This is a genomic window from Mucilaginibacter sp. GW821-FHT07G05 (genome assembly GCF_059418565.1).
On the sequence record NZ_JBWKQC010000004.1, the window covers coordinates 1 to 12,990 of the forward strand.

The 12,990-nt window shown below is 45.2% G+C and carries 11 protein-coding genes, 2 tRNA genes and 2 rRNA genes; 9 read left to right on the forward strand and 6 right to left on the reverse strand.

Annotated features, from left to right (window positions below; all coding sequences use genetic code 11):
* The 4 genes from AC07NA_RS11235 to AC07NA_RS11250 all read right to left on the reverse strand — a co-directional run.
* Nucleotides 1-1,965 (reverse strand): 23S ribosomal RNA (locus AC07NA_RS11235); the annotation flags it as partial.
* Nucleotides 1,966-2,238: 273 nt separating this feature from the next.
* Nucleotides 2,239-2,312, reverse strand: a tRNA-Ala gene (locus AC07NA_RS11240).
* A 90-nt stretch (nucleotides 2,313-2,402) separates the two neighbouring features.
* Nucleotides 2,403-2,477, reverse strand: a tRNA-Ile gene (locus AC07NA_RS11245).
* Between the two features lie 300 nt (nucleotides 2,478-2,777).
* Nucleotides 2,778-4,299, reverse strand: a 16S ribosomal RNA gene (locus AC07NA_RS11250).
* 802 nt (nucleotides 4,300-5,101) lie between these two features.
* Between AC07NA_RS11250 and AC07NA_RS11255 the strand changes: the two genes are divergently transcribed.
* The 5 genes from AC07NA_RS11255 to arsB all read left to right on the forward strand — a co-directional run bounded on the left by AC07NA_RS11255 (nucleotide 5,102) and on the right by arsB (nucleotide 9,221).
* A complete protein-coding gene (locus AC07NA_RS11255) occupies nucleotides 5,102-6,478 on the forward strand; it encodes a methyltransferase RsmF C-terminal domain-like protein (RefSeq protein ID WP_494897664.1) in 1,377 nt (458 codons plus the stop codon).
* A gap of 327 nt (nucleotides 6,479-6,805) precedes the next feature.
* On the forward strand, nucleotides 6,806-7,135 hold the full coding sequence (locus tag AC07NA_RS11260; protein ID WP_494897665.1) for an ArsR/SmtB family transcription factor: 330 nt from the start codon (nucleotides 6,806-6,808) through the stop codon (nucleotides 7,133-7,135).
* Nucleotides 7,136-7,172: 37 nt separating this feature from the next.
* The gene (locus tag AC07NA_RS11265) at nucleotides 7,173-7,733 is read left to right on the forward strand and encodes a DUF6428 family protein (protein WP_494897666.1); all 561 of its coding nucleotides are present in this window, start codon (nucleotides 7,173-7,175) and stop codon (nucleotides 7,731-7,733) included.
* 11 nt (nucleotides 7,734-7,744) lie between these two features.
* The gene (locus tag AC07NA_RS11270; RefSeq protein ID WP_494897667.1) at nucleotides 7,745-8,176 is read left to right on the forward strand and encodes an arsenate reductase ArsC; all 432 of its coding nucleotides are present in this window, start codon (nucleotides 7,745-7,747) and stop codon (nucleotides 8,174-8,176) included.
* The gene (gene arsB, locus AC07NA_RS11275; RefSeq protein WP_494897669.1) at nucleotides 8,166-9,221 is read left to right on the forward strand and encodes an ACR3 family arsenite efflux transporter; all 1,056 of its coding nucleotides are present in this window, start codon (nucleotides 8,166-8,168) and stop codon (nucleotides 9,219-9,221) included. The genes AC07NA_RS11270 and arsB overlap by 11 nt, the downstream gene beginning before the upstream one ends.
* Before the next feature lie 19 nt (nucleotides 9,222-9,240).
* Here arsB and AC07NA_RS11280 read toward each other — a convergent pair whose 3' ends face one another.
* A complete protein-coding gene (locus AC07NA_RS11280; RefSeq protein WP_494897670.1) occupies nucleotides 9,241-9,606 on the reverse strand; it encodes a CoA-binding protein in 366 nt (121 codons plus the stop codon).
* A 172-nt stretch (nucleotides 9,607-9,778) separates the two neighbouring features.
* On the opposite strand from AC07NA_RS11280, the gene AC07NA_RS11285 reads away from it, so the two are divergent.
* From AC07NA_RS11285 to AC07NA_RS11295, 3 genes are read left to right on the forward strand one after another with little or no spacing between them, the layout of a single operon-like run.
* Entirely contained in the window at nucleotides 9,779-10,333 is a 555-nt protein-coding gene (locus tag AC07NA_RS11285) for an RNA polymerase sigma factor (RefSeq protein WP_494897671.1), read from the forward strand.
* Between the two features lie 16 nt (nucleotides 10,334-10,349).
* Nucleotides 10,350-10,745, forward strand: coding sequence for a hypothetical protein (locus AC07NA_RS11290; protein WP_345213712.1), 396 nt, complete (start codon nucleotides 10,350-10,352; stop codon nucleotides 10,743-10,745).
* A gap of 23 nt (nucleotides 10,746-10,768) precedes the next feature.
* Nucleotides 10,769-10,987, forward strand: coding sequence for a hypothetical protein (locus AC07NA_RS11295; RefSeq protein WP_494897672.1), 219 nt, complete (start codon nucleotides 10,769-10,771; stop codon nucleotides 10,985-10,987).
* A 169-nt stretch (nucleotides 10,988-11,156) separates the two neighbouring features.
* Here AC07NA_RS11295 and AC07NA_RS11300 read toward each other — a convergent pair whose 3' ends face one another.
* Entirely contained in the window at nucleotides 11,157-11,639 is a 483-nt protein-coding gene (locus tag AC07NA_RS11300; protein ID WP_494897673.1) for a DinB family protein, read from the reverse strand.
* Nucleotides 11,640-11,739: 100 nt separating this feature from the next.
* Here AC07NA_RS11300 and AC07NA_RS11305 point away from each other — a divergent pair, with 100 nt between their 5' ends.
* Nucleotides 11,740-12,984, forward strand: coding sequence for a putative porin (locus AC07NA_RS11305; protein ID WP_345213771.1), 1,245 nt, complete (start codon nucleotides 11,740-11,742; stop codon nucleotides 12,982-12,984).
* Nucleotides 12,985-12,990: the final 6 nt, after the last annotated feature.

Genomic DNA, 12,990 nt, shown 5'->3' on the forward strand with positions numbered 1-12,990 from the left:
GTCGGAACTTACCCGACAAGGAATTTCGCTACCTTAGGACCGTTATAGTTACGGCCGCCGTTTACCGGGGCTTCGATTCAATGCTTCGAATTGCTCCTAACATCCCCTCTTAACCTTCCGGCACCGGGCAGGTGTCAGGCCTTATACGTCATCTCTCGATTTTGCAAAGCCATGTGTTTTTGTTAAACAGTCGCCTGGGCCTTTTCACTGCGGCTGACATTGCTGCCAGCGCCCCTTCTCCCGAAGTTACAGGGCCATTTTGCCGAGTTCCTTAGCCATGATTCACTCGAGCACCTTAGGATCCTCTCCTCGACTACCTGTGTCGGTTTACGGTACGGGTTTTTATAACCTGAAGCTTAGCGGGTTTTCTTGGAAGTCTGATTACCTGAACTATCCCATCCCCCGAAGGTTCCGAGTACTATCTGCTTTCAGCAAGAGTCACGGACTTACCTGTGTCTCCTATACCTACGGCATTTAACGAACTATTCCGTCAGTTCGCGTCAGTTTCACTACTCCGTCACCGCATCGCAGTTATAAAAAGTACTGGAATATTAACCAGTTGTCCATCGGCTACGCCATTCGGCTTCACCTTAGGCCCCGACTAACCCTGATCCGATTAGCGTTGATCAGGAAACCTTAGTCTTTCGGTGGGCGGGTTTCTCTCCCGCCTTATCGTTACTTATGCCTACATTTGCTTTTCTACAATCTCCACAGTAGCTTACGCACCTGCTTCGCCGACAGTAGAATGCTCCCCTACCAGATCAATTTACATTGAAATCCATAGCTTCGGTATACTATTTAATGCCCGTTTATTATCCATGCCCGACCGCTCGACTAGTGAGCTGTTACGCACTCTTTAAATGAATGGCTGCTTCCAAGCCAACATCCTAGCTGTCTGTGCAGTCGGACCTCGTTAGTTCAACTTAATAGTAATTTGGGGACCTTAGCTGATGGTCTGGGTTCTTTCCCTCTCGGCCATGGACCTTAGCACCCATAGCCTCACTCCAGCGTATATTATTCAGCATTCGGAGTTTATCTGGATTTGGTAGGATTTGACTCCCCCGCACCCAATTAGTAGCTCTACCTCTGAATAACTCAACCGCCAGGCTGTTCCTAAAAACATTTCGGGGAGTACGAGCTATTTCCCAGTTTGATTAGCCTTTCACCCCTACCCACAGATCATCCGGAAACTTTTCAACGTTTATCGGTTCGGTCCTCCAGTACCTGTTACGGCACCTTCAACCTGTCCATGGGTAGATCACAAGGTTTCGCGTCTACCCCCTCTGACTGCACGCCCTATTCAGACTCGCTTTCGCTTCGGATCCGTGTCTTAAACACTTAACCTTGCCAGAGAGGAGTAACTCGTAGGCTCATTATGCAAAAGGCACGCCGTCACCCCATAAAGGGCTCCGACCGCTTGTAAGTACACGGTTTCAGGTTCTATTTCACTCCCCTGTTCGGGGTTCTTTTCACCTTTCCCTCACGGTACTGGTTCACTATCGGTCTCTCAGGAGTATTTAGCCTTACCGGATGGTGCCGGCAAATTCCCACAAGGCGTCTCCGACCTCGCGGTACTCAGGATACCACTATCCTATTATCAATTACCCGTACGCAGCTCTCATGCTCTATGGCCGGGTTTCCCACCCCGTTCCGGTTCTCTTTAATATTCATGTTGTGGTCCTATAACCCCGTATATGCCGTAACATATATGGTTTGGGCTTCTTCCCTTTCGCTCGCCACTACTCAGGAAATCACTGTTGTTTTCTCTTCCTCTGCTTACTTAGATGTTTCAGTTCAGCAGGTTAGCGCATTATTGCAACTATTCTTCAAATAGTTAGGTTTCCCCATTCGGAAATCTGCGGATTAATTCATATTTGCTAATACCCGCAGCTTATCGCAGCTTATCACGTCCTTCATCGCCTCTGAGAGCCTAGGCATCCCCCGTGTACCCTTTCTTACTTTCTTCTACTTATACGCCTTTTGCGCCGTATAGTATGCTTTTATTATGATTGTCCTTTACTTAGTATCAAGTAGCTAGTATCAAGTAGCAAGACCGAAGCCTTGTTTCTTTCTTCTTGTTTCCTGAATCTTTTCAAAAACAACCGTCTCTACTGTTGTCTTCTCTTTTTTCAATTACTTCTTCCAATATGTCAAAGAACGTTTTACCCTATCCTTATATATGCCTGCGCATATAACGGCTTTTCTTCATATCCTTACCTTTCGGTTTGGAGGGTATCGTGGAGAATAACGGATTCGAACCGTTGACCCCCTGCGTGCAAGGCAGGTGCTCTAGCCAGCTGAGCTAATCCCCCGTAAAGATTATTGTGTGATTTGATGAGTTAGTGAATTACTTAATCTATTCACTCAATCACTCATTCAATATATCACTCATTGCCTTATAGTAGTCCCGAGCAGATTTGAACTGCTGACCCCTACATTATCAGTGTAGTGCTCTAACCAAGCTGAGCTACAGGACTATTCTTTTGTTTGCAGTTACCAGTTTGTCAGTTATCAGTCTTAGCTTCGCTTTCGTGCTAACTGCTACTGCTTCCTGCCTACTGATGACCGCCAAATCGTCCCTGCTCTCCTTTTCAGTATTTTATATAAGTATTATATATATAGTATACCTTGTGGTTACAGACCCTGATGGCTTCATCTTCATGGGTGTTTCTTTCTTTTTGTTTTTATCTAAGGAAATAGAATCATGTGCGTAACAGTTGCTGTTACTATTAGTATTTTAAACCTCTTCTGTACTTTGGTATGGGATACTGCTCCAGAAAGGAGGTATTCCAGCCACACCTTCCGGTACGGCTACCTTGTTACGACTTAGCCCCAGTTACCGACTTTACCCTAGGACGCTCCTTGCGGTTACGCACTTCAGGCACTTCCAGCTTCCATGGCTTGACGGGCGGTGTGTACAAGGCCCGGGAACGTATTCACCGCGTCATTGCTGATACGCGATTACTAGCGAATCCAACTTCACGGGGTCGAGTTGCAGACCCCGATCCGAACTGTGAACAGCTTTGTGAGATTGGCATCCTGTTGCCAGGTAGCTGCCCTCTGTACTGTCCATTGTAGCACGTGTGTAGCCCCGGACGTAAGGGCCATGATGACTTGACGTCGTCCCCTCCTTCCTCTCTATTTGCATAGGCAGTCTGTTTAGAGTCCCCACCTTAACGTGCTGGCAACTAAACATAGGGGTTGCGCTCGTTGCGGGACTTAACCCAACACCTCACGGCACGAGCTGACGACAGCCATGCAGCACCTAGTTTCGTGTCCCGAAGGACTGAGACGTCTCTGTCTCATTCACTAACTTTCAAGCCCGGGTAAGGTTCCTCGCGTATCATCGAATTAAACCACATGCTCCTCCGCTTGTGCGGGCCCCCGTCAATTCCTTTGAGTTTCACCCTTGCGGGCGTACTCCCCAGGTGGAATACTTAACGCTTTCGCTTAGACGCTGACCGTATATCGCCAACATCGAGTATTCATCGTTTAGGGCGTGGACTACCAGGGTATCTAATCCTGTTTGATCCCCACGCTTTCGTGCCTCAGTGTCAATCAAACCATAGTAAGCTGCCTTCGCAATTGGTGTTCTGTGACATATCTATGCATTTCACCGCTACTTGTCACATTCCGCCTACCTCTAGTTCATTCAAGCCCATCAGTATCAAGGGCACTGCGATAGTTGAGCTACCGTCTTTCACCCCTGACTTAACAGGCCACCTACGCACCCTTTAAACCCAATAAATCCGGATAACGCTCGGATCCTCCGTATTACCGCGGCTGCTGGCACGGAGTTAGCCGATCCTTATTCTTACAGTACATTCAGCTACTTACACGTAAGTAGGTTTATTCCCGTACAAAAGCAGTTTACAACCCATAGGGCCGTCTTCCTGCACGCGGCATGGCTGGTTCAGGCTTCCGCCCATTGACCAATATTCCTTACTGCTGCCTCCCGTAGGAGTCTGGTCCGTGTCTCAGTACCAGTGTGGGGGGTCATCCTCTCAGATCCCCTAAACATCGTAGCCTTGGTAAGCCGTTACCTTACCAACTAGCTAATGTTCCGCATGCCCATCTTTACCCTATAAATATTTGATTATTAAATGATGCCACTCAATAATTTTATGCGGTCTTAATCTCTCTTTCGAGAGGCTATCCCCCTGGTAAAGGTAGGTTGCATACGTGTTACGCACCCGTGCGCCACTCTCATCAGGAGCAAGCTCCCGAATCCCGTCCGACTTGCATGTATTAGGCCTGCCGCTAGCGTTCATCCTGAGCCAGGATCAAACTCTCCATTGTATAATGTTTTGTTTGTCTCACTGACCCTATTAACTCTCTAATAGAATCTGTAATTAGTTGTAAGCAGTCAGTTGACCTTAGTCAGCTTTTACTCACTGTATCTTTTACAGTATCCCCAAAGTGTTACATGAAGTTATTGGTTTCTTTTTTCTCTTCGTATACATCACTAAAACATTCCTCTTCCGGTTCCTGTCTTAGCCCGTTACGCTACATGATTTTCTCTATTTCTCTTAAAGAACTTTATCGCCGCCCTGTCTCAGTTTGGCTTATCTTATCAGGCGTTGCGCCTTCTAAATCTCTTGTTTCATTTCAACCTTGAATTGCTCTCGGCCGTTTTGTTTTTGTTCCCTTTTCTCTTCGTTCCGGCTGCCTCACTTTCGCTTTGGATACCTTCCCTCGTTTTGGGACTGCAAAGGTAGAAAGCTTTTTCTTATTTCCAAACTTTATTTTTTATTATTTTTAAAGTTCGTTTTCTCTCTCCTTTTCTTCGTTTCCAGCCTAATCTCTCACTTTTCTCTCCCGCTGGAAGCGGCTGCAAAGGTGCGATTATTTTATTTACTCTGCAAGTATTATTTCAACTTTTTATCAGGTATTTTTTATTCGCACAATTTCAAAAAAACAACGCCCGATTTGATTTGGGCGGTCACAAATGTAACAAGAAAACCTATTACCGTAAAAACATTTTTTCAAATAATTAAAACAATGGCCTAACTCGTTGTAAATTAAGATCAAACACTATAGTCAATATGGCTAAAAACAGCCTTTTTATTCCGTATTGTTAAATTGTATCTTTGATGCAGATATGAAAAACGTCGAATTTCCTGCCCATTTCTTAGATTCTTTGAAAGGCGAACCCGGTTTTGAAGCGCAAAATTTTGTTGAGGCGCATCAAAATCCGCATGCTATTACCTCTATAAGGATCAATCCTTTTAAAAAATCGGCTTCAAAAACAGGCAAACAGGTGCCATGGTGTAAAGAAGGACTATATTTAGATACCCGCCCATCCTTTACTTTCGACCCGCTTTTTCATGCAGGGGCCTATTATGTACAGGAAGCATCGTCGATGTTTATTGATCATATTATTAAAAACATTAAACAAAACGACGAGCCCATACGCGTACTCGACCTTTGCGCGGCTCCAGGCGGCAAAAGCACATTGCTTAATTCCGCCTTAAATAGTACTGATCTGTTAGTGGCCAACGAAATTATTAAAACGCGTGTGCCTATCCTTACCGACAACCTTAACCGCTGGGGAACCGCCAATGTTATTGTTACCAATAACGACCCAAAGGATTTCAGTCGCCTGAAAGGTTTCTTTGATATTATATTGGTTGACGCGCCGTGCTCGGGTTCGGGCATGTTCCGTAAAGATCCGGCCGCTATGAACGAGTGGAGCGAAGCAAACGTTAACCTTTGCCATCAACGGCAGGAGCGCATACTTGCCGATATTTACCCGGCATTAAAAGAAGACGGATACCTTATATATAGTACATGCTCGTACTCGCACCAGGAAAACGAGGATATTTTGGATTGGCTATGCGATGAGTTTGAAATGGAGAGCATCCACATACCTATTAATAAGGAGTGGGGCATTGTAGAAAGCCGGTCTGTAAAGCAGCAGGCCTGGGGTTATCGTTTTTACCCGGGACAGGTAGAGGGTGAAGGTTTATTTGCGGCCTGCCTTAAAAAGACCAATAGCAGCGGCGAACTTCCGTTTTACAAAAACACCGCGCAGCAAAAGCTGGCCGTAAAAGAGATTGACCAAGTGAAGTCCTATATTAACGAGCCCGACGATTACTATTACTTTAAGGTGAACGATGATTGGCTGGCCATTGGCCGCGAACACAAGGAAAGCCTGAACACTTTACACCGGCACCTATATATAAAGAAGTCGGGCGTGAGGATAGGCAAGCTGGTAGGGAAGGACCTGATACCCGACCATGAGCTTGCCCTGAGTACCATTATTAATAAGGATGCGATATTGCAAACCGAATTGAATTACGAGCAGGCGATACAATACCTCCGCAGGGATAATATAGATATTAATATAAAGGAGAAAGGCTGGAGCCTGATGACTTTTGAAGGGTTGGCTTTGGGTTGGGCCAAATTGCTGCCTAACCGCATTAATAATTATTACCCTAAAGAGATCCGGATACTATCGAACGCCCCAATTGCTTAAGATGGCCGTTAACTTAAGTATTGATCGATAAAGTGTTTACTTGAGAGCGTAAATATTTATAGTGTTGTGTCGACTCACCCCGACTTCGCTTCGCTGGTCGACCCTCTCTCCGCAAGCGGAAAGAGAATTTTTGTTTTTTAGCCCTCTTTGCGCTTGCACAGAGAGGGCAAGTCCAACGAAGCGTAGACCGGGTGAGTTAACTATGCGCTTTGCTTTAACCCTTAAATTGACAATTGTTTGCGGCTCGGACTTACAGACCATTATTAAATAGTTGAATAAATATTTGGCAATTCGATATATTAATCGCAATATTGCGATATAAAGATCATGGGACTTACCAAAACAGAAATATTTACCGACGAGCAGAACCAGCTGGCACAACTGATGAAAGCATTGGCACACCCTGCCCGTATAGCGATACTTCAACGGATCCTCATTTCAAACACCTGTATCTGCGGCGACCTGGTGGGAGAGCTGGGTTTGGCGCAGGCTACCATTTCGCAACATTTAAAAGAATTAAAAACAGCAGGTATTATACAGGGTACTATTGAAGGGGTAAGCGTTTGCTATTGTATTAACCCCGTAACCTGGAAATTGCTCGAAAAACAATTAGGAACATTTTTAAGCTCGTACAAAGGTGAGGTAAGCTGTTGCTAACCTTTTTTTGAATACATCAATCGTAAAATTGCAATATATGGATACATTAACTTTAACTAACTGGCAAACCTTCAAAACAGCTCTTGAACAACACGCCGACCGAACTTTGCAGTTTCAGTACGGGGCGGATAAATGGGTGGACGCCTCTTATCATATTACTGAAATAAAACAGGCGCCGATAGTATCGGTTGATTGCGGTGGTGTAATGAATGCCTGGACGGAGATCATTATACAACTATGGGAGCCGCCTGTTAAGGATAGCGAACGTGCCATGCCTGTAAGTAAAGCGCTGTCAATTATTAAACTGGTTGAAAAATCGTTACCGCTTAATCCGTTAGGGATAGTGAAAATTGAGTTTGGCAATTCGGTGTACGATACCCGCCAAATGTATCCCGGCGAGTTACTGGTTGAAGGTGACGACCTGATAGTTAACCTTGTACCTGATGCCACACAATGTAAGGCCATTAACCGGGGAGGCAGCTGCGGCACAACCGATAGCGGTGAAGAATGCTGCGCACCTGTGGAAAAAACTAAAGTTGAATTGAAAAATCTGGCAGCGCCCGCAAACGCTTGTGCACCGGGTTTGGGCTGTTGTTAATTATTATATATATGAAAAACATATTAGTATTATGTACCGGCAACAGCTGCCGAAGCCAAATTGCAGAAGGCTATTTAAGGCATTTCGCGGGCGACCGTGCCCAAATTTATAGTGCCGGGATAGAAACACATGGTGTAAACCCGCGTGCTATTAAAATTATGCAGCAAGATGGTATAGATATATCCGCCCACACCTCTAACAATGTAAACGAGTATCTTGATATCGATTTCGATTACGTAATAACTGTTTGCGATAATGCCAGGGAGAGCTGCCCTTACTTTCCCACTCAAGCGGCTAAATTTCACTACAACTTTCCCGACTCGGCTAAAGCCACCGGTACCGAAGATGAGATTATGGAACAGTTTAGGCGCGTACGCGAAATGATTAAACGCTATGCTGAAACTTTTATAAACGAAAACATAAGCACACAGCATGTCGGTTAACAGAAATGCCCCCGCTGTAGAACGTAAAAAGCTGGACTTTATAGATCGCTACCTTACCCTGTGGATATTTATGGCGATGGCCCTGGGAATAGGCATCGGCAACTACATACCTTCTTCTGCCGGTTTTATCAATTCGTTTTCAAGCGGCGCTACCAATATTCCGCTTGCGGCAGGCTTAATATTAATGATGTACCCGCCGTTGGCAAAAGTAAATTACGGAAAGCTGGGCACTGTTTTTAAAGATATTAAGGTACTTGGCGTTTCATTAATCCTTAATTGGGTAGTAGGGCCAATACTTATGTTTATACTGGCAATGCTATTTTTGGCAGATAAGCCTGAATACATGACAGGCCTTATCCTGATAGGGCTTGCCCGGTGCATTGCCATGGTGGTAGTATGGAATGAGCTTGCCGACGGCGACCGCGAGTATGCCGCCGGACTTATCGCGCTCAACAGTATTTTCCAGGTATTATGCTATAGCATTTTCGCATACATCTTCATCACCGTATTACCGCCGATATTTGGGCTGAAAGGTTTATCTGTTAATATCACTATTAAAGAGATAGCAAAAAGCGCAGGCATTTATTTAGGGATACCTTTCGCGTTAGGACTTATAAGCAGGCTTGTTTTAATCTCGCTGAAAGGCGAGGCGTGGTTTACCAATAGGTTTATTCCTTTTATTTCGCCCCTAACACTTATGGCTTTGTTGTTTACCATTGTGCTGATGTTTAGCTTAAAAGGCAAATTAATCGTCCAAATCCCGATGGATGTGCTTAGAATAGCTGTGCCGCTGGTAATTTATTTCGGCATCATGTTTATGATGAGCTTTTTTGCAGGTAAATATTTGGGTGCCGGTTATACAAAAAGCACGGCTATCGCGTTCACCGCCACAGGCAATAATTTCGAACTGGCAATAGCTGTGGCGATAGGGGTGTTTGGCATTAATTCGGGCCAGGCTTTTGCAGGAGTTATCGGGCCACTGGTTGAAGTTCCGGCATTAATAATATTAGTGAACGTAGCCGGGAAACTACGCCATAGCTTTTGACCTGTTCAACAGCACTCGCTCAATATTGCCCTGTAGATAGCATCACCAGTGTACAGGCGTATTGGGTATCTATTCCTCTTTCGTTAGCCAACCGCTCCAGTTCGGGGTTTTCCGTCCCGGGATTAAAAATAATACGCTGCGGATGGGTATCCAATATATAATCATACAAAGGTGGCTGGTTGCGCGTACCTATATATAAGGTAATGGTATCAATATCGTTGTGAATGGCTTCGGGCTTTTCAATTTCCACTCCGGCCACTTCTCCTTTTTTTATCCCCACGTTTACAATACTATGCCCATAGCGCACCAGTTTATTTGCCGCCAGGTAAGCATACCTGCCGGCATCTGGCGTTGCACCTAATATCAATGTCTTTTTATCAGCCATATAGTTATAACGGCTATCCCGGTCATTTTGTTTATTGACGCTTTTATGTTACACCGCGTTAACAATTCGCCGTACTTTGCATCTAACCTAAAATAAATTTTAATATTTTAAAATGTTTTGTGAGAACGCTCGTCTTCCCTATTAAATAACAGTACAATTGGTAACAGCATTAATGCCCCAGGATAAAAACAGACGTATCATACAAGCTATTACTGAGTATGGTAAAAACCTGCTGGGTTTTATTCGCCGCAGGGTGAACAATGATGCCGATGCCGAAGATATACTGCAGGATGTTTGGTACCAACTGAGCGCGGTAGTAAACTCGGAACCTGTTGAGCAAACCGGTGCCTGGTTATATAAGGTGGCCCGCAACAAGATCATCGATAAGCACAAGAAAAAATCGGAAGTGCTGCTGGATGATATGGCCGCCGATGATGACGAGGAAGACCTGCCCGATTTTAAGGCCTTGCTGCTAACCACCAGCACAACGCCCGAAACCGAATACCTGCGTAACCTTTTTTGGGAGCAGCTGTTTTTGGCGCTTGATGAATTACCGCAGGAACAGCGGGATGTATTCATCTGGCAGGAACTGGAGGATATCCCCTTCAATGAAATAACCGAACGAACGGGCGAAAAAGTGCAAACGTTGGTATCGCGCAAGCGGTATGCCGTGCTGCACCTGCGCAAAAGGCTTGGCCAGTTGTACAAAGAGATTACACAATATTAAGATTATAAGAAAAAAAATGAAAAAGATATTTTACGAGGGCAAACTGAGGTTTGTACTGATACCTATAGGAGTAGCAGCCCTGCTATCGCTCATCAGTTTTGTGGTGATGCAATTATGGAACTGCCTGCTGCCCGATATTATGCACGTAACCACAATTACCTTTTGGCAAGCCATGGGCATATTTGTACTGTGCAAAATACTGTTTGGCTTTGGAAAGGGTGGAGGCCCGCGTGGCGGAGCACCATGGATGAGGCGCAAATGGGCTGAGAAAATGAAAAACATGACACCGGAAGAACGCGATAGGTTCCGTACCGAAATGGAGGACCGCATGTGTGGCTGGAAAAAAAGAACGCCGAACGATTACAGTTCATTCAATACACCTAAAGATCCAACGGGGACGCCTGTTTCTTAATATACACAATTTGTTTTTAGTTTATGGGAGTGCTTGTATTTACCACAACCGTTACCGAGGCTGAACAGGTTAGCGAGGTGAAAGCCTTGCTAACCGATGTTTCGGGTATTAAAGATTGGAATTTCGACCTCGAAGACTGCGACCGCATACTCCGCATTGTAGCCGCCGATGATGTGTGCCCCCGGTACATTGAGCAACTACTGCAAACCAATGGCTTTTGTTGCCATGAGTTGGATTGCTGATTTTTTTTTAACCGCTGAGTTCGCGGAGTTTTTTACGCGGAGTTTTTGAGTTCTTTTCCCCTATTAAGCATGCAAGCCTCTGCTTACTCCGCGAAAACCTCTGTGTCCTCCGCGGTTAAATACTCCCCAAACCACTCACAACACACAACTTGCAACTCACAACATACTACTACCCAACTATCCTGTTCAATAAACTTATTTGTGCCGAGTGGTATATATGGTGTTGTATCAACCCTCTAATTAAGTCCTCGTAGCTTACGCCGGTACCCAGTTCTCGGTTACGGGCATCGTTGATGGGCGTGTTCCATTTTTCTTCGGGGAAATTTTCTATTACGCCGATGAGTTCTACATTCATTAGCTTGAGGTCGTTCACCAGGGTTTTCCATTTATGCTCGTCGGGCGTACCGGCATCGGGCCAATCACCGCCCGGAGGTTCGGCAGCTGTGTGCCCCTGCATTCGGCGGATCACTTCCTCCGTCCACCCCAGCATGTGCAGTACAATTTCGGCAATGTTGTGCGCGTGGTTTGGCGGCCTTTCGTAAGCCGCTTCAAAACTTACCTGTGCAATAATATTGTATACAGGGCTGCCATACCAGGCATCGCCGGAGAGTACATTTTCTAATTCCTGCTGTAGTTTTTGGGCTGTTGACATGTCGCCAAAAACAATAAAAATGGTAAAAAGTTCTAATTTGTTTCTAATCTGTAATTGTAATTAGTCTAAATAGCTATCTTTATGGCCGAAAATCACCACTATGCAATTAAAGAGATTTACTTTTCTTATCATATTACTATCAGGCCTTTACGCTACCAAAGCATCCGCACAAGTGCTAACCCAGGAAGATTCACTTGCCGCCGGCCTTATTTACAAACAACAGGCAACTGTACTATCGGGCTACGGCGAAGCACGCTATAGTTTAGATACTAAACGCAAAAGCGCCGAAAGCAATTTGAAACGTGTGGTACTGTTTCTGGGCCATAAATTCAACAATAAAATATCCCTGTTCACCGAGCTGGAGGTGGAAGACGCGCTGTCGTCATCATCGGGCGGCGACGAAGGTGTAACCGGTCGCGGAAGTATTTCGATGGAGCAGGCGTTCTTAAAATTCAACCTTAATCCATCTACTTATATAGTAGCCGGTTTATTTATACCGCGAATAGGCTACATTAACGAAAACCACCTGCCTACAACGTTTAACGGTGTCGACAGGCCATTTCTGGAAGAGCAGATCATCCCTTCAACCTGGCGCGAGGTAGGCGTGGGTCTTTACGGACAAGTACTTAGCGTACCGGGGTTAAATTATAGCCTGGCATTAACGAACGGCTTAAACTCCGAAGGTTTCAGCGGAGCCAACGGTATCAGGGGTGGAAGGCAATTAGGGCAGGCCGCCAATGGTGTTAACCTGGGCGTAAGCGGTTCATTGCTTTATTATATCAGCAATTTCAGGTTGCAAGCCTCAGGTTATATCGGTGGTTCTACCGCTTTAGAGCAGCGTGTGGCCGATAGTCTTCAGCTTAACTCGGGTGTGTTTGGCAACGCCGTAACACTGGGCGAAGTAAACGCGCAGTATAACAATAACGGTATATCAATACGCACCATCGGTACTTTTGTACACATTAACAATGCCGATGCCATTAACAGGGCCTACGCTAATAACTCTCCCGAAACCATGTACGGCGGGTATGCCGAATTAGGTTACGATATTTTATACAGCCGTTACAAAGGCGAGCGGTCATTAACGCTTTTTGGCCGTTACGAATACATTGATCTGGGTGCAAAAATCCCGGCTAACGGTATCGAAAACGGGGCTAATAAAAAGAAATATATTGTTGCCGGTTTAACCTATAAGCCGATAAAAGGTATAGCCATTAAGGCCGATTATGTGGAACGCATGACCGGCGATTTTAACCAGGCGCTTATTGTAACGCCTTTTCCGCAGCAAATACCATACTTCAAAAACACAGGTTTTGTAAACCTCGGGATTGCCTATAACTTTTAACCAATA

Coding starts and splice junctions, on each gene's coding strand:
- AC07NA_RS11255 (WP_494897664.1), top strand. CDS start 5,102: ATGAAAAACGTCGAATTTCCTGCCCATTTCTTAGATTCTTTGAAAGGC.
- AC07NA_RS11260 (WP_494897665.1), top strand. CDS start 6,806: ATGGGACTTACCAAAACAGAAATATTTACCGACGAGCAGAACCAGCTG.
- AC07NA_RS11265 (WP_494897666.1), top strand. CDS start 7,173: ATGGATACATTAACTTTAACTAACTGGCAAACCTTCAAAACAGCTCTT.
- AC07NA_RS11270 (WP_494897667.1), top strand. CDS start 7,745: ATGAAAAACATATTAGTATTATGTACCGGCAACAGCTGCCGAAGCCAA.
- arsB (WP_494897669.1), top strand. CDS start 8,166: ATGTCGGTTAACAGAAATGCCCCCGCTGTAGAACGTAAAAAGCTGGAC.
- AC07NA_RS11280 (WP_494897670.1), bottom strand. CDS start 9,606: ATGGCTGATAAAAAGACATTGATATTAGGTGCAACGCCAGATGCCGGC.
- AC07NA_RS11285 (WP_494897671.1), top strand. CDS start 9,779: ATGCCCCAGGATAAAAACAGACGTATCATACAAGCTATTACTGAGTAT.
- AC07NA_RS11290 (WP_345213712.1), top strand. CDS start 10,350: ATGAAAAAGATATTTTACGAGGGCAAACTGAGGTTTGTACTGATACCT.
- AC07NA_RS11295 (WP_494897672.1), top strand. CDS start 10,769: ATGGGAGTGCTTGTATTTACCACAACCGTTACCGAGGCTGAACAGGTT.
- AC07NA_RS11300 (WP_494897673.1), bottom strand. CDS start 11,639: ATGTCAACAGCCCAAAAACTACAGCAGGAATTAGAAAATGTACTCTCC.
- AC07NA_RS11305 (WP_345213771.1), top strand. CDS start 11,740: ATGCAATTAAAGAGATTTACTTTTCTTATCATATTACTATCAGGCCTT.